General features: G+C 69.0%; 17 protein-coding genes. 14 read left to right on the forward strand and 3 right to left on the reverse strand.

All coding sequences use genetic code 11. From position 1 onward, the window contains the following. Positions 1-162 precede the first annotated feature (162 nt). Positions 163-1,716 carry a threonine ammonia-lyase, biosynthetic gene (gene ilvA, locus BLS74_RS23970; protein WP_093109659.1) on the forward strand — a complete coding sequence of 518 codons (1,554 nt, stop codon included), beginning with the start codon at positions 163-165 and terminating at the stop codon, positions 1,714-1,716. A gap of 15 nt (positions 1,717-1,731) precedes the next feature. Here the strand turns inward: ilvA and BLS74_RS23975 are convergent, their stop codons facing one another. Next, complete coding sequence (locus BLS74_RS23975; RefSeq protein ID WP_093109660.1) at positions 1,732-2,250, reverse strand: type II secretion system protein N; 519 nt, start codon at positions 2,248-2,250, stop codon at positions 1,732-1,734. A gap of 64 nt (positions 2,251-2,314) precedes the next feature. Between BLS74_RS23975 and gspG the strand changes: the two genes are divergently transcribed. From gspG to gspE, 10 genes are all read left to right on the forward strand, one after another. After that, positions 2,315-2,755: a type II secretion system major pseudopilin GspG gene (gspG, locus tag BLS74_RS23980; RefSeq protein WP_093109661.1), complete on the forward strand. Its 441-nt coding sequence runs from the start codon at positions 2,315-2,317 to the stop codon at positions 2,753-2,755. Then, positions 2,730-3,233, forward strand: a complete 504-nt coding sequence (locus tag BLS74_RS23985; RefSeq protein ID WP_093109662.1) for a prepilin-type N-terminal cleavage/methylation domain-containing protein — start codon at positions 2,730-2,732, stop codon at positions 3,231-3,233. The genes gspG and BLS74_RS23985 overlap by 26 nt, the downstream gene beginning before the upstream one ends. Then, entirely contained in the window at positions 3,230-3,586 is a 357-nt protein-coding gene (gene gspI / locus BLS74_RS23990) for a type II secretion system minor pseudopilin GspI (protein WP_244503975.1), read from the forward strand. The genes BLS74_RS23985 and gspI overlap by 4 nt, the downstream gene beginning before the upstream one ends. After that, positions 3,586-4,251 (forward strand): PulJ/GspJ family protein, encoded by a 666-nt coding sequence (locus BLS74_RS23995; protein WP_093109663.1) that lies wholly within the window; start codon positions 3,586-3,588, stop codon positions 4,249-4,251. The genes gspI and BLS74_RS23995 overlap by 1 nt, the downstream gene beginning before the upstream one ends. Further along, positions 4,248-5,294 carry a type II secretion system minor pseudopilin GspK gene (gene gspK, locus BLS74_RS24000; protein WP_093109664.1) on the forward strand — a complete coding sequence of 349 codons (1,047 nt, stop codon included), beginning with the start codon at positions 4,248-4,250 and terminating at the stop codon, positions 5,292-5,294. The genes BLS74_RS23995 and gspK overlap by 4 nt, the downstream gene beginning before the upstream one ends. 133 nt (positions 5,295-5,427) lie before the next feature. Beyond that, entirely contained in the window at positions 5,428-6,636 is a 1,209-nt protein-coding gene (gspL, locus tag BLS74_RS24005; protein ID WP_093109665.1) for a type II secretion system protein GspL, read from the forward strand. Then, the gene (gene gspM / locus BLS74_RS24010) at positions 6,633-7,199 is read left to right on the forward strand and encodes a type II secretion system protein GspM (RefSeq protein ID WP_093109666.1); all 567 of its coding nucleotides are present in this window, start codon (positions 6,633-6,635) and stop codon (positions 7,197-7,199) included. Before gspL ends, gspM begins: the two co-directional genes overlap by 4 nt. A 14-nt stretch (positions 7,200-7,213) precedes the next feature. Next, complete coding sequence (gspN, locus tag BLS74_RS24015) at positions 7,214-8,011, forward strand: type II secretion system protein N (RefSeq protein WP_093109741.1); 798 nt, start codon at positions 7,214-7,216, stop codon at positions 8,009-8,011. 2 nt (positions 8,012-8,013) lie between these two features. Further along, the gene (gene gspD / locus BLS74_RS24020; RefSeq protein ID WP_093109667.1) at positions 8,014-10,326 is read left to right on the forward strand and encodes a type II secretion system secretin GspD; all 2,313 of its coding nucleotides are present in this window, start codon (positions 8,014-8,016) and stop codon (positions 10,324-10,326) included. 10 nt (positions 10,327-10,336) lie between these two features. Further along, complete coding sequence (gene gspE, locus BLS74_RS24025) at positions 10,337-11,758, forward strand: type II secretion system ATPase GspE (RefSeq protein WP_093109668.1); 1,422 nt, start codon at positions 10,337-10,339, stop codon at positions 11,756-11,758. A gap of 3 nt (positions 11,759-11,761) precedes the next feature. On the opposite strand, the gene BLS74_RS24030 is transcribed toward gspE, so the two are convergent. Continuing rightward, on the reverse strand, positions 11,762-12,334 hold the full coding sequence (locus tag BLS74_RS24030; protein ID WP_093109669.1) for a hypothetical protein: 573 nt from the start codon (positions 12,332-12,334) through the stop codon (positions 11,762-11,764). 95 nt (positions 12,335-12,429) lie between these two features. Between BLS74_RS24030 and gspF the strand changes: the two genes are divergently transcribed. The 3 genes from gspF to BLS74_RS24045 all read left to right on the forward strand — a co-directional run bounded on the left by gspF (position 12,430) and on the right by BLS74_RS24045 (position 16,432). Beyond that, on the forward strand, positions 12,430-13,662 hold the full coding sequence (gspF, locus tag BLS74_RS24035; RefSeq protein WP_093109742.1) for a type II secretion system inner membrane protein GspF: 1,233 nt from the start codon (positions 12,430-12,432) through the stop codon (positions 13,660-13,662). Between the two features lie 6 nt (positions 13,663-13,668). Continuing rightward, a complete protein-coding gene (locus BLS74_RS24040; protein WP_093109670.1) occupies positions 13,669-14,568 on the forward strand; it encodes a 5'-nucleotidase in 900 nt (299 codons plus the stop codon). Positions 14,569-14,665: 97 nt separating this feature from the next. Next, entirely contained in the window at positions 14,666-16,432 is a 1,767-nt protein-coding gene (locus BLS74_RS24045) for an ABC transporter ATP-binding protein/permease (protein WP_093109671.1), read from the forward strand. Here the strand turns inward: BLS74_RS24045 and queC are convergent. Then, on the reverse strand, positions 16,411-17,112 hold the full coding sequence (gene queC, locus BLS74_RS24050) for a 7-cyano-7-deazaguanine synthase QueC (RefSeq protein WP_093109672.1): 702 nt from the start codon (positions 17,110-17,112) through the stop codon (positions 16,411-16,413). The two genes, BLS74_RS24045 and queC, sit on opposite strands and share 22 nt — an antisense overlap. Positions 17,113-17,313: the final 201 nt, after the last annotated feature.

Below are 17,313 nucleotides of genomic sequence, written 5' to 3' on the forward strand. Positions count from 1 at the left end.
AACAAACAACCGATATACTTTATTTCATCGCACACGAACGCGTGTGCACCGGTTGTCTCCTCCACCCTCCCAATTGGTGGATTTAGCCCCGGGCCGCAAGGCCCGGGGCTTTTTTCTTGGGGCTGCCTGCCGCGGTGCCCGCAGGCCTATGATCGCGGCCCTATGCCCAAGCCGACAGCGCCGCTCACCCCCGCCGATTACCTGAAGAAGATCCTCACCGCCCGCGTCTACGACGTCGCGGTCGAGTCCGCGCTCGAGCCGGCGCGCGCCTTGAGCGCGCGGCTGGGCAACACGGTGCTGCTCAAGCGGGAAGACCAGCAACCCGTCTTCAGCTTCAAGCTGCGCGGCGCCTACAACAAGCTGGCGCACTTGAGCGCCGAGCAGCTCGCCAAGGGCGTGATCTGCGCATCGGCTGGCAACCATGCCCAGGGCGTGGCGCTCGGCGCCCACAAGCTGGGCACGCGGGCCGTGGTGGTGATGCCGGTGACCACGCCTCAGCTCAAGATCGATGCCGTGCGCGCGCTCGGCGGCGAAGTGCAATTGCACGGCGACAGCTATTCCGATGCCTACGTGTACGCGCTCGAACAGCAGAAGATGCACGGGCTGACCTTCGTGCACCCCTTCGACGACCCGGACGTGATCGCCGGCCAGGGCACGATCGCGATGGAGATCCTGCGCCAGCACCAGGGCCCGCTCGATGCCGTGTTCGTCGCCATCGGCGGCGGCGGGTTGATCGCGGGCGTCGCCAACTACATCAAGGCCGTGCGGCCCGAGATCAAGGTGATCGGCGTCCAGATGAACGACTCGGACGCGATGATGCAATCGGTCGCGGCCCGTCAACGCGTGACGCTCCCCGACGTCGGCCTGTTTTCCGACGGCACCGCGGTCAAGCTGGTCGGCGAAGAAACCTTCCGGGTCGCCAGCGACCTGGTGGACGAGTTCATCACGGTCGACACCGATGCCGTATGCGCCGGCATCAAGGACGTGTTCATCGACACGCGCAGCATCGTCGAGCCTGCCGGCGCGCTCGCGGTAGCCGCGATCAAGCAGTATGTCGAGGCGCACGGCACGCGCGGCGAGACCTACGCGGCCATCCTCTGCGGCGCCAACATGAACTTCGACCGGCTGCGCTTCGTGGCCGAGCGCGCCGAGGTGGGCGAGGAGCGCGAAGCGCTGTTCGCGGTGACGATTCCCGAGGAACGCGGCAGCTTTCGCCGCTTCTGCGAGCTGGTCGGCCAGCTGCCGGGCGCATCGCGCAGCGTGACCGAGTTCAACTACCGCATCAGCGACGCCAGGGAGGCGCACGTGTTCGTGGGGCTGACCACCACGGCGCGCGGCGAATCGAAGACGATCGCAGACACCTTCGTTGCGCACGGTTTCGGCGCCATCGACCTCACGCACGACGAGCTCGCGAAGGAGCACATCCGCCACATGGTCGGCGGCCGCACCGGCCTGGCGCACGACGAGCGGCTGCTGCGCTTCGTGTTTCCCGAACGGCCCGGCGCGCTGCTGAAGTTCCTGAGCCTCATGGGGCCGACCTGGAACATCAGCCTCTTCCACTACCGCAACCAGGGTGCCGATTACGGCCGCATCCTGGTCGGGCTGCAGGTGCCGGCGGCCGACCATGCCGCGTTCGACGAGTTCCTGCGGACGCTCGGCTATCCCTTCGTGGAAGAAACCGCCAACCCGGTCTATCGATTGTTCCTGCAGGCCTGAGGCCCGGCCGACGCCTCAGCGCGGCGGGGGCGGCGCCACCACAGGCGGCGGAGCGCCGGGCACGGCAGGCGGCGGATTCGCGGCGAGCGGTCGCACCGGCAGCTGCAGCGTGAAGGCCGGCGCCGAGTCGAGGCTCGCGCCCAGTGATGCGGCGCGCGTGCTCACGGACTGCAGCACATAGCCGTCCGCCACCTTGGCCCCGACACGGAACGGCCGCGCCGGCTTGCCGTCGACGGCAATCAGTGCTGCGCCCTGCTGCTCGGTGTCGGCCACCACCCCCTGCAGCACGAAGCGGCTTGCCGCATCGGGCGTTGCCGCGACCACGGCCTGGCTGGGCACCGCACCCAGCATTTGCGCCACCGCTGTCGAGTCCACGGTCGCGGTCGCGCCGCTGTTCACCGCGGGCGGCGCGACCGAGTCGGACGGCGACATCAGCCGCAGCCCCCAGAACACGATGCTCGCGGCCGCAAGCGCCCAAAGGCCGGTCGTCGCAGTGGCCGAGGGCCAGCGTGCGGGTGCGTAGGGAACTGACATGGGGCCGGATTATCATTCAGTGAATGCCGCAAGGCCGCTTCTTTTGATCTCCTCCCCACCTTTCATGCCCCTTTCCCACCGCCCTCTTGTGCGCGCCCTGCAACGCGGCTTCACGCTGATCGAGCTGATGGTCGTGCTGGTCATCATCGGCGTGCTGGCTGCCTTGATCGTGCCGAACGTGATCGAGCGTGCCGACGACGCACGCGTCACCGCCGCCAAGACCGACGTCAACAACCTGATGCAGGCGCTCAAGCTCTACCGGCTCGACAACCAGCGCTACCCCACGTCCGAGCAAGGCCTGCAGGCGCTGCTCGCCCGTCCCACCAGCGGCCCCGCCGCACCCAACTGGAAACCCTACGTCGAGAAGCTGCCGAACGACCCCTGGGGGCGGCCCTACCAGTACATGAACCCGGGCCTCAAGGGCGAGATCGACGTGCTTTCGCTCGGCGCCGACGGCCAGCCCGGTGGCGAAGGCAAGAATGCCGACATCGGCAGCTGGCAATAGGCGCAGCGCCCCCCGCTCCGATCGCGCCCGCCGCCGCACCGGCGGTTTCACGCTGCTCGAACTGCTGGTGGTGATCGCGATCATCGCGCTCGCCACGGCCGGCGTCGGGCTCGCGCTGCGCGATTCGGGCCAGGCCACGCTCGACCGCGAAGCCGAGCGGCTCGCGGCGCTCTTCGAATCGGCACGCGCGCAATCCCGTGCGAGCGGCATCGCGGTGCGCTGGCGTCCGACGCCGCAAGGCCCCGGGGACTTCGTCTTCGACGGCCTGCAGCCCGGCACTTTGCCGATCGCCTGGCTTGCCGACGGCATCGCCGCGCAACCGCTGGCCGCCGACGGCTCCGCGATCCCGGCGCTGCAGCTGGGGCCCGAACCGATCATCGCGGCGCAGCAGGTGCTGCTCACCATGGATGGCCCGCCGGCGCGCAGCCTGCGCATCGGCACCGACGGGCTGCGGCCTTTCGCGGTGGTTGCGCCGTGAAGCAGGCAGGTTTCACGCTGATCGAAGTGCTGGTCGCGCTGGGCATCGTCGCGATCGCTTTGATGGCCGGCTCGCAGGCCACGATGGCGCTCACGCGCAACGCGCAGCGCCAATCGGACATGCTGCTGGCGCAGCTCTGCGCCGAGAACGAACTGATCAAGGCCCGGCTCGCGCGGCAGTTGCCGGCGGTCGGCGATGCAGGCCTGGTCTGCACCCAGGCCAACGTGAGCTTCGCCGTCACCGTCTCGACCACGCCCACGCTGAACCCGAACTTCCGCCGCGTCGACGTCCAGGTGCGCGATGCGGCCGAGGCGCCGGTGCTGCGCTTGTCCACTGTCGTGGGACGCTATTGATGCGCAGATCCAGAGGCTTCACGCTGATCGAGCTGCTGGTCGCGATCGCGGTGATGGCGCTGCTCGCGCTGATGAGCTGGCGCGGCCTGGAGAGCATGGCGCAGGCGCAGGCCCTGAACCGCGAACGAGGCGATGCCATGCTCACGCTGCAGGCTGCGCTGTCGCAATGGAACGCGGATCTCGATGCCACGACGGCGCTGGCGCAGATCCGGCCCATGGACTGGGACGGCCGCGTGCTGCGCCTCACGCGGCGCAGCACCGACAGCGCCCAGTCGGTGGTCTATGTGGTCGCCTGGACCCTGCGCGCCGATGCGGCCGTGGGTGCGCGCTGGCAGCGTTGGCAATCGCCCGGCATCATCACCCGCGCCGAATGGCAACAAGCCTGGGACCGCGCCGCCGCATGGGGCCAGGACGGCAGCGCCAGCACGAGTTCCAGCAGCGAGTTGCGCGGCGCCGAGCTCGGGCTGATGCCGGTCGAGGCCTGGCAGCTCTACTACTTCCGCAACGACAGCTGGAGCCCGGCGGTCGGCGCCGAGGTGCTCGGCACAAGCACGCCCTTGCCCGAAGGCGTGCGCCTGGTGCTGAGCCTGCCGCCCGGCCCGGCGCTCGCGGGGCTGCTGACCCGCGACTGGGTGCGGCCCACCGCAACGGCGCCCAAGTCATGAAGAAGACGCGATCGAAGTCCGCCAGAGACACGCGCGGTGCCGCACTGCTGGCCGCCATGCTGACCGTCACGCTGGTCGCCACCTTCGCTGCCGCGGCGCTCTGGCAGCAATGGCGCGCGGTCGAGGTCGAGGCGGCCGAGCGGGCGCGGGTGCAGTCGGCCTGGGTGCTGATCGGCGCGCTCGACTGGTCGCGCCTGATCCTGCGCGAGGACGCCCGGGCCGGCGGCGGCACCGGCGTGGACCACCTGGCCGAGCCCTGGGCCGTGCCGCTGGAGGAAGCCAAGCTGACGAGCTTTCTCTCGGCCGAGAAGAACATCGCCAGCGATGTGCTCGAAGGCCTGCCCGATGCCTTTCTTTCGGGCCGCATCGTCGATGCCCAGTCCAAGCTCAACGTGCGGAACCTGGTTGAGGGCGGCAAGCCCGTGGCCGCATCGGTCGCCGCCTTCACCAAGCTGTTCGAGTTGCTGGGCCTGCCCGCGCAGGAACTGGCGGCGCTGACCGCCAACCTGCAACGCGCCCTGCCGGCCGCCGCGACGACCGGCACAGGCACAGGCACAGGCACAGGAACCGGCACCACGCCCCCCGCCGCGACCCCCGACACCTCGGCCACCGGCCCGCTGATGCCCCAGCGCACTTCCCAGCTGGTCTGGCTCGGCCTCTCGCCCACCACGGTGGCCGCGCTGCAGCCCTACGTCACCGTGCTGCCGGCGGGCACGAAGCTCAACATCAACACCGCCAACGCCGAAGCCTTGTTCGCCAGCGTTCCCGCGCTCGATCTGGCAGGTGCCAAGCGCCTGGTGGCGCAGCGCACACGCAGCCACTTCCGCTCCCTGAGCGACGCGAACCGTCTCTTGCAGGACAGCTCGACGCAGTTCGGCGAACAGCACAGCGTGGGGAGCAACTACTTCGAAGTGCATGGGCGGCTGCGGCTGGACCGCACCTGGGTCGAGGAGCAGTCGCTGCTGCGCCGCGACGGCATCGAGGTGCGCATCGTGTGGCGCGAACGTGGTGCGGGCGCCACGCCGGCGGCACCGAAGCCCTGAAGCGGAAACTTTTAGTCACGCTTATAGGATAAAAAGCACTCGAGCGCCCACGCCACGGGCGTAACGCGCTATCAAATATGTAGCGGGTGGATGTGAACCATCCACCTACAATGACCACCCCTCACCGATCGCCATGGCCTTATTGCTCGTCACCGTCCCGCTCCCGCCCGTTCCCGCCGGCGGCGAGTACGGCTGGGCGGTCTGGTCCAGCGACGGCCGCAAGCTGCGCTCTCAGGGAAGCGCGCCGCCGGCGCTGCTGCCGAGCGGGGACGAAGTGATCCTGGGCGTGCCCGCGGCCGCCCTCTCCTGGCACCAGGTCACGATGCCGCAGGGCAGCATGAGCGGCGCCGTGCGCGTGCGCTCGGTGCTCAATGGCCTGCTCGAAGACCGGTTGCTCGACGACCCGGAGCTGCTGCACTTCGCGCTGGAGCCCGGCGCCCGCGCTGGTGCGCCTGCGTGGGTGGCGGCCTGCAACCGGATCTGGCTGCGCAGCGCGGTGCAGGCCCTCGAAGCCGCGGGCCGTCGCGTCACGCGGATCATTCCCGAATTCGCGCCGCAGCCGACCGGCGCCGCTCCGATGGTCCTCGCGATAGGCGAGCCGGACGCCGCGCAGCTCGTGATCTGCGACACCCAGGGTGTGACCGCACTCCCCCTCGACAGCGCCGGCGTTGCGCTGCTCGGCACGCCCCCCGAAGGCACGACGATGCTGGCCGAGCCCGCGGTGGCCGAACTGGCCGAAAGCCTGCTCGGGCGCCGCGTGCCGATCGTCAAGCCGGCCGCACGCTGGCTGCAGGCCAGCCGCTCGCCCTGGGATCTGGCGCAGTTCGACCTCGCGTCCACCGGCCGCGCCCGCGCGAGCAAGAAGCTCGCGGCCATCTGGCGCGCCGTGTGGCACGGGCCCGAGTGGCGTGCAGCGCGCTGGGGCGCGCTGGTCCTGCTGCTGGCCCAGCTCGTCGGCCTCAACGCCTGGGCCTGGAAGGAGCGCAGCGCGCTCGACAGCAAGCGCACCATGGTGAACAGCATCCTCAAGCAGACTTTTCCATCGGTGCAACTGGTGGTCGATGCCCCGGTGCAGATGGCACGCGAAGTCGCCTCGTTGCAGCAAGCCACCGGCGGCGTCGCCGCGGCCGATTTCGAACCCATGCTGGGCGTACTGGCAGGCAGCCTGCCATCCGGCCGCGTGCCCAGCGCCATCGACTACAGCGCCGGCCAGTTGCGGCTGCGCGGCCTGGGCTTGCAGCCCGCCGAGGCAGACAGCGTCGCGGCCACGCTGTCCGCGCGCGGCTACAGCGCGCGCAGCGAAGGCGATCTGCTGCTGGTTCAGGCGGAGGCTGCGCGATGAACAGCTGGCTCGAATCCCTCGAAGCACGCTGGCAGGCCTGGTGGCCCGAACTCGAGCCGCGCGAGCAGCGCATGATCGCGATCGCCGCCGCGCTGGTGGTGCTGGCCCTGCTCTGGTGGGTGATGCTGGCGCCCGCGCTGCGCACGCTGTCATCGGCGCCGGCCGAGCACGCAAGACTCGATGCGCAGCTGCAGCAGATGACCCGCCTGCAGACGCAAGCCAAGGCCCTGCAGTCCCAGCCGCGCGCCAGCCGCGACGACGCCATGCGCGCGCTCGAAACCTCGGTGCGCCAGAGCCTCGGGCCCAACGCCCAGATGCAACCCGCTGCTGCCGGCGAAGGCGTGACGATCGCCATGCGCACCACCCCCGCCGGCACGCTCGCCCAATGGCTGGCACAGGCGCGCAGCAATGCGCGCGCCGTGCCGCGCGAGGCGCATCTGACGCGCACCGCGCAAGGCGCGCCGGCCGCCTCTTCCCCCGCCGCCGCGGCTGCCAAAGGCGCCGGCGAGCCTTCCGCCGTGCGCTGGGACGGCACGCTGGTCATGAGCCTGCCGGCACGTTGAACGTCGATCCCGCCATGGCCACCCGAAGCTCTCCAGCCCTCGGCACATCGACCGGCCGGCGCTGGGCCCTGCTCGGCGCGCTGATCGGTGCGGTGCTGGCGCTCACGGTGTACGCACCGGCGCGCTGGCTGGCCGCCTGGCTGGCGCAGCAGAGCGATGGCCACCTGCAACTGGTCAATGCGCGCGGAACGGTCTGGAACGGCAGCGCGGGTGTCGTGTTCTCCAGCGGCGGGAGCGGCGCCGAATCGATTTCGCTGCCGGGCACACTGGGCTGGACATTGCGGCCGCGCTGGGACGGCATCGTCGCCGCGCTCGACATCCCTTGCTGCGCGCCGCAAGCGCTGCAGTTCAAGGCGCGCCCGCGGCCCAGCGGACTGCAGCTCGAATGGCGCGACGGCCAGTCCCGCTGGCCCGCCGCGCTGCTCAGCGGTTTCGGCGCGCCCTGGAACACCCTCAAGCCCGAAGGCGTGCTCGACATCTCCATGCAGGCCTTCGCGATGCAATGGAACGGCCCGCAACTGGGCCTCGCCGGCCGCGCCACGCTCGACGCCACCGACATCTCGTCCAGCCTCTCGACGCTCAAGCCGATGGGCAGCTACCGCCTCACGCTCGAGGGCGGGCCGACGCCGACCCTCCTGCTGACCACCCGCGAAGGCAGCCTGCAGCTCAGCGGCAGCGGCCAATGGAACGGAAGTGCGCTGCGCTTCGACGGCGAAGCCAGCGCCGCCCCGGGGCGCGAGGATGCGCTTTCGAATTTGTTGAATATCATCGGGCGACGCGAAGGCGCGCGCTCGCTCATCACATTGGGTTGACCATGAAGCTACAGTCTTCGTACGCGACACGCATCGGCACCATCGCCCTCGCGGCACAGATGCTGATCACCGCCTGCATTCCGGCTGCGTTCGCGCAGGAAGCTGCAGCGCCGCCACGACGCGGCGAGCCGATCACGCTGAACTTCACCAACGCCGAGATCGAATCCGTCGCGCGCACCATGGCGGTCGTAACCGGCCGCGACGTGGTGGTCGACCCGCGCGTGAAGGGCACGATGAACCTGCAGACCGACCGTCCGATCTCCCCGGCCGCGGCCTTCAACCAGTTCGCAGCGGCGCTGCGCCTGCAGGGCTTCGCGGTCGTGCAGTCCGAAGGGCTCTACAAGGTGGTGCCGGAGGCCGACGCCAAGCTGCAGAGCAGCGCGGTCAGCACGTCGACATCCGCCACCTCCAGCCTCTCCGGCAACCAGATCGTCACGCAGGTCTTCAAGCTCAACTACGAGTCGGCCAACAATCTGCTGCCGGTGCTGCGTCCGCTGATCGCGCCCAACAACACGATCAACGTGAACCCCGGCAACAACTCGCTGGTGATCACCGACTACGCCGAAAACATGCGGCGGCTGGCGCGCATCATCGCCGCGCTCGACATGCCGAACGCCTCCGACATCGAGGTCATCCCGTTGAAGCACTCGGTCGCCACCGACCTGGTGCCGGTGCTCACGCGCCTGGTCGAAGGCGGATCCGCCACCGGGCCGGTGCCGGGCGCCGCGCCCGGCACCACCGACGCCTCGTTCCGCACCACGCTCCTGGCCGAGCCGCGCAGCAACGCCATCATCCTGCGCGCGGCCAATCCGGCACGTTCGCAGCTGGTCCGCACGCTGATCGACCGCCTCGACCGCGCCCCGATCGACAGCGGCAACGGCGCGGCCGGCAACATCTACGTCGTCTACCTCAAGAATGCCGACGCGGTGCGGATGGCCATTACCCTGCGCGCCGCGCTCGCGAGCTCGCAGCCGAGCACCACCGGCACGCTGGGCGGCGCTGCCGGCACCCTCAGTACCGCCGGAACTACGCCCGCCGCCCAGCAGCAGCAGCAACAGTTCAGCCAGCTAGGCGCGACGGCGCAAGGCGGGATGAGCGCCGCCACGGCGCCGGTCAGCGGGACGGCGCAGCCCTCCACCGGCGGACAGATCCAGGCCGACCCAGCGACCAACTCGCTGATCATCAGCGCGGCCGAACCGCTCTATCGACAGCTGCGCGCGGTGATCGACCGCCTCGACAGCCGCCGTGCACAGGTGCTGATCGAAAGCCTGATCGTCGAAGTCAATGCCGACAAGGCGGCCGAGTTCGGCATCCAGTGGCAGGCCGGCATCGGCAAGAGCGGCGACCGCAACGTGGGCGTCATCGGCACCAACTCGAGCCTCGGCGGCGCCAACATCATCGACCTCGCGGTCGGCCTGGCGACCGGCAATGCCGCGACGCGGCCGTCCAGCGGCATCAACTTCGGCATCGGCCACCGCTACGGCAGCGACGGCCAGTACGTGCTGGGCTTCCTGGCCCGCTTCCTGGCCAGCAACGGCGAGGGCAACGTGCTGTCGACCCCCAATCTGCTGACGCTCGACAACGAGGAAGCCAAGATCGTCGTCGGCCAGAACGTGCCCTTCGTCACCGGCCAGTACACCAGCGCCGGCGGAAATACCAACACCGTCAATCCGTTCCAGACCATCGAGCGCAAGGACGTCGGCCTGACGCTGCGCGTGCGCCCGCAGATCAGCGAGACCGGCACGGTCAAGATGCAGATCTTCCAGGAGGTCTCCAGCGTCGTCGCTTCCACGGTGAACAACCTGAACGGCCCCACGACGAGCAAGCGCGCGATCGAATCGAACGTCCTGGTCGACGACGGCAACATCATCGTGCTCGGCGGCCTGCTGTCCGACGAGTATTCGACCTCCGAGGAAAAAGTGCCCGGCCTGGGCGACATTCCGGTGCTCGGGAACCTGTTCAAGAGCGAAGTCCGCAGCCGCCGCAAGACCAACCTCATGGTGTTCCTGCGGCCCACCGTCGTGCGCGACCAGCTCTCCGGCGATGCGGTCACCGCCGACCGCTACGACGCGTTGCGCGCGCTGCAGCAGAACACGCAACCCTCGACCGACAACCCGATGCTCAATTCGGTGCGCGACTCGGCGATCCTGCCGGCGTTGCCCGACGCCATGCGGGGCGACCCGTCGCGCCGCATCGAGGGCACGCGCCTGATTCCGCCGCCGCTGCCGCCGCAGCACGCACCGCTGCCGCCGGGCCCGATGAAGGGCGCGCTGCCGCCGACCGCCGACCCGTCCACGGCGCGCGAACTGCCTTAAGGATTCTGCCGTGCGCTATCCCCTGCCCTACGCCTTCGCACGCAGCCAGCAACTGCTGCTCGAAGAAACGGACGATGGCGGCTTCACGCTCTGGATGCCCAAAGTGCCACCGCGCAGCGCGCTCGGCGAAGTGGTCCGCAAATACCCGGTCAAGGCCTTCGAGGCGCTGGGGCCCGGTGAGCTGGCCCAGCGCATCAGCGCCGCCTATGCGCAGGGCGAATCGAACGCCGCCGCGGTCGTGAGCGAGGTGCAGGGCGACGCCGACCTTTCGCGCATGATGCAGGAGCTGCCGGCGGTGGAAGACCTGCTGGAAAGCGCCGGCGATGCGCCCATCATCCGCATGCTCAACGCGCTGCTCACGCAGGCGGCGCGCGACGGTGCCAGCGACATCCACATCGAGCCCTATGAGCGGACCTCCGCGGTGCGCTTCCGCATCGACGGCACGCTGCGCGAGGTGGTGCAGCCCAACCGGGCGCTGCATGCGGCGCTGATCTCGCGCCTGAAGATCATGGCCGACCTCGACATCGCCGAGAAGCGGCTGCCGCAGGACGGGCGCATCAGCCTGCGCATCGGCACGCGAGCGGTCGACGTGCGGGTCTCGACCCTGCCCTCGGCGCACGGCGAGCGCGCGGTGCTGCGCCTGCTCGACAAGACCGAAAGCAAGCTCACGCTCGAAGCGGTCGGCATGCAAGGCGACACGCTGGCACGCTTCGAGCACCTGATCAGCCAGCCGCACGGCATCATCCTGGTCACCGGGCCGACCGGCTCGGGCAAGACCACCACGCTCTACGCCGCGCTCAGCCGGCTCGATGCCGGCCGCAGCAACATCATGACGGTCGAGGATCCGATCGAGTACGAGCTGCCGGGCGTCGGCCAGACCCAGGTCAACGCCAAGATCGAGCTGACCTTCGCGAAGGCGCTGCGCGCGATCCTGCGGCAAGACCCGGACGTGATCATGATCGGCGAGATCCGCGATTTCGAGACCGCGCAGATCGCGATCCAGGCCTCGCTCACCGGCCACTTGGTGCTGGCCACGCTGCACACCAACGATTCGGTCAGCGCCGTGACGCGGCTGACCGACATGGGCGTGGAGCCCTTCCTGCTGAGCTCCTCGCTGCTCGGCGTTCTGGCGCAGCGCCTGGTGCGCAGGCTCTGCCCGGTCTGCGCCGTGCCCTCGGCCGCCGGCGACGAGGCCCAGCCCGTGGGCTGCGACGCCTGCGGCCAGACCGGCTACCAGGGCCGCACCGGCATCTTCGAGCTGCTGGTGGCCGACGACACGGTGCAATCGCTGATCCACAACCGCGCGCCCGAAAGCCAGCTCTTCGTGGCGGCCGAACGCGGCGGCCTGCGTTCGATGCGCGAGGACGGCGAACGGCTGGTCAAGACCGGCGTGACTTCGCGCGCCGAGCTGCTGAGGGTGACAAGAGACTGATCCTCAATCCATGACGACGAGATTGCGGGTTTGCGGATCAGTTTCCACCTGCCGCACGCGGCCCGCGTTATCGAACAGCACCTGAAACTCGCTGAAGCTGCCGAGCCACATGCGCCAGATCGGTGCGTCGAGGTTCGGGTTCTCGCTGCTCATCGGATAGCCCACCGCCATCGCCACCTGCTCGCGCGTCATGCCCTTGGTGACGCGCGCCGACTTGATCGCGTCGCGGATCTTGGGCGGATAGCCGGCGATCTTGCGCGCCGGGTCTTCGCTGACCACATAGCGCTTGGCGAAAGTGCCGAGGTCGAGGTCGCGGCTGTAGTCGTTGCCGATGGCCTGCTTGCCGCCGTTGAGTTCGACCAGCACGCGCATGCGGCCATAGCCCGTGACGCGGGTCGGCGTGCCGGCCGGGATGATCCGCTTACCGCTTTCGGCATAGTTGGCGTCGCTGATCCAGCTGCCATCGGTACGCATGTTGCAGCACAGAAAGCCGTCGAAAGTGGGCTGGGCCGCGGCGGGAAGAGACAGCGCGCCCAAGAGCGCGGCAACAGCGACAGCAGTGGTACGAGCCGACATGAAGACTCCTCTGTGTGGTGTTGTGGAAGCCGCACGACGAAAAGGCAACGCCAAACGCCGACAATGCGGGCTCGCGCATTTTGTCGCCACTCCCCATGCCCGCCTATTCCTTTGAAGCCATAGACCAATCGGGCCAGCCTCGCAAGGGCGTGCTCGAAGCCGACACCGCGCGCAGCGCCCGCGGGCTGCTGCGTGCGCAAGCGCTGATTCCGCTGTCGGTGACCGCCGTCGGCAGCGTCGAGAGCGGCGCCGCCCCGGACCGGGGCTTGCGCCGCCTGCTCGGCGGCAAGCGCGTCTTCAATTCGACCACCCTCGCGGTCTGGACGCGGCAGATCGCCGGCCTGGTGTCCTCCGGCCTGCCGCTCGAACGCGCGCTCACCGCGCTGACCGACGAGGCCGAGACCGAGCAGCAGCGCAACCTCGTCGCATCCCTGCGCGCCGAAGTCAATGCGGGCTCGCCCTTCGGGCGCGCGCTGGCCCAGCATCCGCGCGAGTTCTCGCCCATCTACACCGCGGTGATCGGCGCCGGCGAGCAGAGCGGCAATCTCGGCCTGGTGCTCGAGCGCCTGGCCGACGACCTCGAACAGCGGCAAGCGCTGCAGCAGAAACTGGTCGGTGCGGCCCTGTACCCGGCGATCGTGACCCTGGTCGCGATCGTGATCGTGATCTTCCTCGTCAGCTACGTGGTGCCGCAGGTGGCCAACGTGTTCGCGGGCACGAAACGGGCGCTGCCCATCCTCACCGTGGCGATGCTGGGCTTAAGCGACTTCGTGCGCAACTACGGCTGGCTGATGCTCGGTGCCATCGTGCTGGCGACCCTCGGCGCGCGCATGGCGCTGGCACGTGCCGCCGTGCGCGAGCGCTTCGACGCCGCCTGGCTCGAGTTGCCGCTGGTCGGCCGGCTGTCCCGCGGCTACAACGCGGCGCGCTTCGCGAGCACGCTCGCGATGCTGGCCACGGCCGGCGTGCCCATCCTGCGCGCGCTGCAGGCCGCGTCCGAAACGCTGAGCAACCGCGCCATGCGCGCCGACGCGCTCGATGCGCTGGTGCTGGTGCGCGAAGGCGCACCGCTCGCTTCCGCGCTGGCACAAAAGAAAAGATTCCCCGGCATCGTCGCGATGTTCGCGCGCCTCGGCGAACAGACCGGCACCCTGCCGCTGATGCTGCAGCGCGCGGCGTCCCAGCTGGGCGCCGAGGTGCAACGCCGCGCGATGCACCTGGCGACCATCCTCGAGCCTCTGCTGATCGTGGCGATGGGCGGCGTCGTCATGCTAATCGTGCTGGCGGTGTTGATGCCGATCATCCAACTCAATCAGTTCGTGAAGTAGCCGCCTATGCCCGTGTCCTTGGACGACAAGCTGGTAGTCGCCATCTCGTCCCGCGCCCTCTTCAACCTCGAAGAGGAGAACCGGATTTTCGAATCCGGCGACGACGCGGGCTACATGAAGCTCCAGCTCGAACGGCTCGACGTACCGGCCCAGCCCGGCATCGCCTACTCGCTGGTGCGCAAGCTGCTGCGCTTCAACGACGACGGCATGCAGCGCGTCGAGGTCGTGATCCTCTCGCGCAACGATCCGGTCTCGGGCATGCGCGTGTTCCGCTCGGGCGTGGCCAACGGCATCTCGCTGCAGCGCGGCGTGTTCACGCAGGGCCGCCCGCCCTTCGGCTATCTGCGGCCGCTGCGCGCGCACCTGTTCCTCTCGGTCAATGCCGAGGACGTGCGCGAAGCGCTCAACGCGGGCTTCCCGGCCGCGCGCGTGCTGGTCGAGTCGGTGCATGCGAGCGATGCCTATCCCAACGAGGTGCGCATCGCCTTCGACGGCGACGCGGTGCTCTTCAGCGACGAGGCCGAGCGCGTGTACCAGGCCGAGGGGCTCGACGCCTTCCAGCTGCACGAATCCAGCAAGGCCCAGCTGCCGCTGCCCGAGGGGCCGTTCAAGCCGCTGCTCACCGCACTGCATCGGCTTCAGCTCGCGAGCAATCCCAGCATGCGCATCCGTACCGCGCTGGTCACGGCACGCAGCGCGCCGGCGCACGAGCGCGCGATCCGCACGCTGATGAACTGGAACATCAAGGTCGACGAAGCCATGTTCCTCGGCGGCCTGCCCAAGGGCGAATTCCTGCGCGAATTCGAACCCGACTTCTTCTTCGACGACCAGACCGGCCACGTGGACGCGGCTGCACGCCATGTGCCTTCGGGTCACGTGGCGAGCGGCATCAGCAACCTGCGCTGATCGGGCGCTTCAGCGCCGTTTAAGAATGCGGCGCGCCCGGGCGCTACGATGAGCGCAAAGGCGCCGCTTCGCGCGCCAGCCAACCCACGCTCATCCCATGACCACTCCCAACGGTTCCACGAGCCTGCTCTCGACGCTGCGCCGCATCGGCGCGCTGGCAGCGCCCTACTTCCACTCCGAAGAAAAATGGAGGGCGCGCGGGCTTCTTGCGACGATCGTGGCGCTCAATCTCGGCACGGTCTACATGCTGGTGCTGAACAACCAGTGGTTCGCACGCTTTTACGACGCGCTGCAGAACAAGGACCAGGCGGTGTTCTGGAGAGAGATCGTCTTTTTCTGCTGGATCGCGGCCGGCTATATCGTGATCGCCATCTTCAAGTTCTATCTGACGCAGCTCCTGCAGCTGCGCTGGCGCGCCTGGATGACGCGCAGCTATCTCGCGCGCTGGATGGCCGACCGGACCTTCTACCGCCTCGAACTCGCGCGCTACGGGCAACAGGACGGCCAGACGCCCGACAACCCCGACCAGCGCATCCAGGAAGACATGCAGCTCTTCACCGACTACACGATGACGCTGTCGATGGGCCTGCTCAATGCGGTGGTGACCCTGGTGAGCTTCATCGGCATCCTCTGGGCGCTCAGCGGCGTGGTCAGCGTCCCGCTCTTCGGCAGCAGCTATACGGTGCCGGGCTCGATGGTCTGGATTGCGCTGGCCTACTGCGCAGCCGGTACCGTGATCACGCACTTCATCGGGCGCCCGCTGATCGGCCTGAACTTCCAGCAGCAGCGCTACGAGGCCGACTTCCGGCACCATCTGATGCGGGTTCGCGAATACAGCGAGGCCATTGCGCTCGACCGCGGCGAACAGGTCGAACACGGCCAGCTCCAGCTGCGCTTCGGCTCGGTGCTGAAGAACTACCTGAAGTTGATCGGCAAGCAGAAGAACCTGGTTGCCTTCACGGCCTCCTTTGGGCAAGCCTCGGTGATCTTCGCCTTCATCGTGCAGGCGCCGCGCTTCTTCAGCGGCGCCATCCAACTCGGCCAGCTGATGCAGGTCAATTCGGCCTTCGGACGCGTGCAGGATTCGCTCAGCTGGTTCGTCGACAATTACGACCGCGTCGCCGTCTGGCGCGCCACCGCGGACCGGCTCACCTCCTTCGAGACCGCGATGCGAGCCCATGCCGGCGCGGCCAGCGCGGTGGAGCGCGCGCCCGCCGGCGGCGACGAAGGCTTGCGCGTCGACGACCTCACGGTTGCGCTGCCGGGCGGAACGTCGTTGATCCAGAATGCTGCGCTCATGGTCAAGCCCGGCGACAGCGTGCTCCTGCAAGGCCCCTCGGGCAGCGGCAAGTCGACGCTGTTCCGCGCCTTCGCCGGTATCTGGCCCTTTGCCCGCGGCCGCGTGTCGATGCCCGAGAACGCGATGTTCATCCCGCAGCGGCCTTATGTGCCCGACGGCCGCCTGCGCGACGCGCTGGCCTATCCGCAGCCGGCGAGCGAATACAGCGACGCGCAGCTGAAGCAGGCGCTCGAGGATGCCCTGCTGCCGGACCTGGCCAACCGCCTGGACGACAGCGATGCATGGACACAGAAGCTTTCCGGCGGCGAACAGCAGCGCCTGGCGATCGCGCGCGTGCTGCTCAAGAAGCCGGCCTGGCTGTTTGCCGACGAGGCCACAAGCGCGCTCGATGCGCAGGCCGAGGAGACGCTCTACAAGCGCCTGGCAGAAGGCGTGCGCTCGGCGGGCGGGGCGATGGTGTCGATCGCGCACCGCGCCTCGGCGGCGGCTTTCCACGACAAGCGCTGGACCCTGGTGCCGGCGCCCGAAGGCGCAGGCGCGCGCTACCGGCTCGAGGCGGCGTAGCGCTCCCATCCCCGCGCGCGCAGCTCGCAGGCCGGGCAGCTGCCGCAGCCATAGCCCCAGGCATAGCGCTGCGTGCGGTCGCCGAGGTAGCAGGTGTGCGTGTCCTCGACGATCAGCTCGATAAGCGGCTCGCCGCCCAGCCGGTGCGCCATGGCCCAGGTCGCGGCCTTGTCGATCCACATCAACGGCGTCTCGATCACGAAACGCCGATCCATGCCGAGCGAGAGCGCGAGCTGCATCGCCTTCATGGTGTCGTCGCGGCAATCGGGATAGCCTGAGAAATCGGTCTCGCAGACGCCGGTGACGATCACCTCCAGCCCGCGCCGGTAGGCCAGCGCGCCAGCCAGCGTGAGGAACAGCAGGTTGCGGCCGGGCACGAAGGTGTTGGGCAAGCCGTTGGCTTGCATCTCGAAGGCGATGTCCTGCGTGAGCGATGAACTGCTGACCTGGCCCAGCACGTCGACGTTCAACAGGTGATCTTCACCCAGCCGCGGCGCCCAATGCGGGAAGCGCTCGCGCAGGTGCGCAAGCACGGTGGTGCGCGCCTCGAGCTCGACGCGGTGGCGCTGCCCATAGTCGAAGCCGATGGTCTCGACGCGCTCGTATTTGGCCAGCGCCTCGGCCAGGCAGGTGGTGGAGTCCTGGCCGCCGGAGAAGAGGACTAGGGCGGTGGTGTGCATGGGGGTGGTCGGCGTGTCGGGCGAGGGTTCAAGTTTGTCAGGGCCGGCCTTCCAGCAAGTTCTTGACCTGGCGAGACGTCACGTGTGGCGTGTGGGACGGCAAGACGAAGATTCAGCCCGCCTTCTTTCGCATCAGCAAGTGCCGCCCATCATCAGAGACCGGTCCTGAAGCCCCGGGCGGCAGGGGGCGCGCACGCGTTC

The organism is Variovorax sp. CF079 (genome assembly GCF_900101545.1).
In the GTDB taxonomy this organism is placed as follows: Bacteria; Pseudomonadota; Gammaproteobacteria; order Burkholderiales; family Burkholderiaceae_C; genus Variovorax.

What these genes read in the sequence shown, in the direction of transcription:
- ilvA (WP_093109659.1), top strand. Translation starts at nt 163, where the DNA reads ATGCCCAAGCCGACAGCGCCGCTCACCCCCGCCGATTACCTGAAGAAG.
- BLS74_RS23975 (WP_093109660.1), bottom strand. Translation starts at nt 2,250, where the DNA reads ATGTCAGTTCCCTACGCACCCGCACGCTGGCCCTCGGCCACTGCGACG.
- gspG (WP_093109661.1), top strand. Translation starts at nt 2,315, where the DNA reads ATGCCCCTTTCCCACCGCCCTCTTGTGCGCGCCCTGCAACGCGGCTTC.
- BLS74_RS23985 (WP_093109662.1), top strand. Translation starts at nt 2,730, where the DNA reads ATGCCGACATCGGCAGCTGGCAATAGGCGCAGCGCCCCCCGCTCCGAT.
- BLS74_RS23995 (WP_093109663.1), top strand. Translation starts at nt 3,586, where the DNA reads ATGCGCAGATCCAGAGGCTTCACGCTGATCGAGCTGCTGGTCGCGATC.
- gspK (WP_093109664.1), top strand. Translation starts at nt 4,248, where the DNA reads ATGAAGAAGACGCGATCGAAGTCCGCCAGAGACACGCGCGGTGCCGCA.
- gspL (WP_093109665.1), top strand. Translation starts at nt 5,428, where the DNA reads ATGGCCTTATTGCTCGTCACCGTCCCGCTCCCGCCCGTTCCCGCCGGC.
- gspM (WP_093109666.1), top strand. Translation starts at nt 6,633, where the DNA reads ATGAACAGCTGGCTCGAATCCCTCGAAGCACGCTGGCAGGCCTGGTGG.
- gspN (WP_093109741.1), top strand. Translation starts at nt 7,214, where the DNA reads ATGGCCACCCGAAGCTCTCCAGCCCTCGGCACATCGACCGGCCGGCGC.
- gspD (WP_093109667.1), top strand. Translation starts at nt 8,014, where the DNA reads ATGAAGCTACAGTCTTCGTACGCGACACGCATCGGCACCATCGCCCTC.
- BLS74_RS24030 (WP_093109669.1), bottom strand. Translation starts at nt 12,334, where the DNA reads ATGTCGGCTCGTACCACTGCTGTCGCTGTTGCCGCGCTCTTGGGCGCG.
- gspF (WP_093109742.1), top strand. Translation starts at nt 12,430, where the DNA reads ATGCCCGCCTATTCCTTTGAAGCCATAGACCAATCGGGCCAGCCTCGC.
- BLS74_RS24040 (WP_093109670.1), top strand. Translation starts at nt 13,669, where the DNA reads ATGCCCGTGTCCTTGGACGACAAGCTGGTAGTCGCCATCTCGTCCCGC.
- BLS74_RS24045 (WP_093109671.1), top strand. Translation starts at nt 14,666, where the DNA reads ATGACCACTCCCAACGGTTCCACGAGCCTGCTCTCGACGCTGCGCCGC.
- queC (WP_093109672.1), bottom strand. Translation starts at nt 17,112, where the DNA reads ATGCACACCACCGCCCTAGTCCTCTTCTCCGGCGGCCAGGACTCCACC.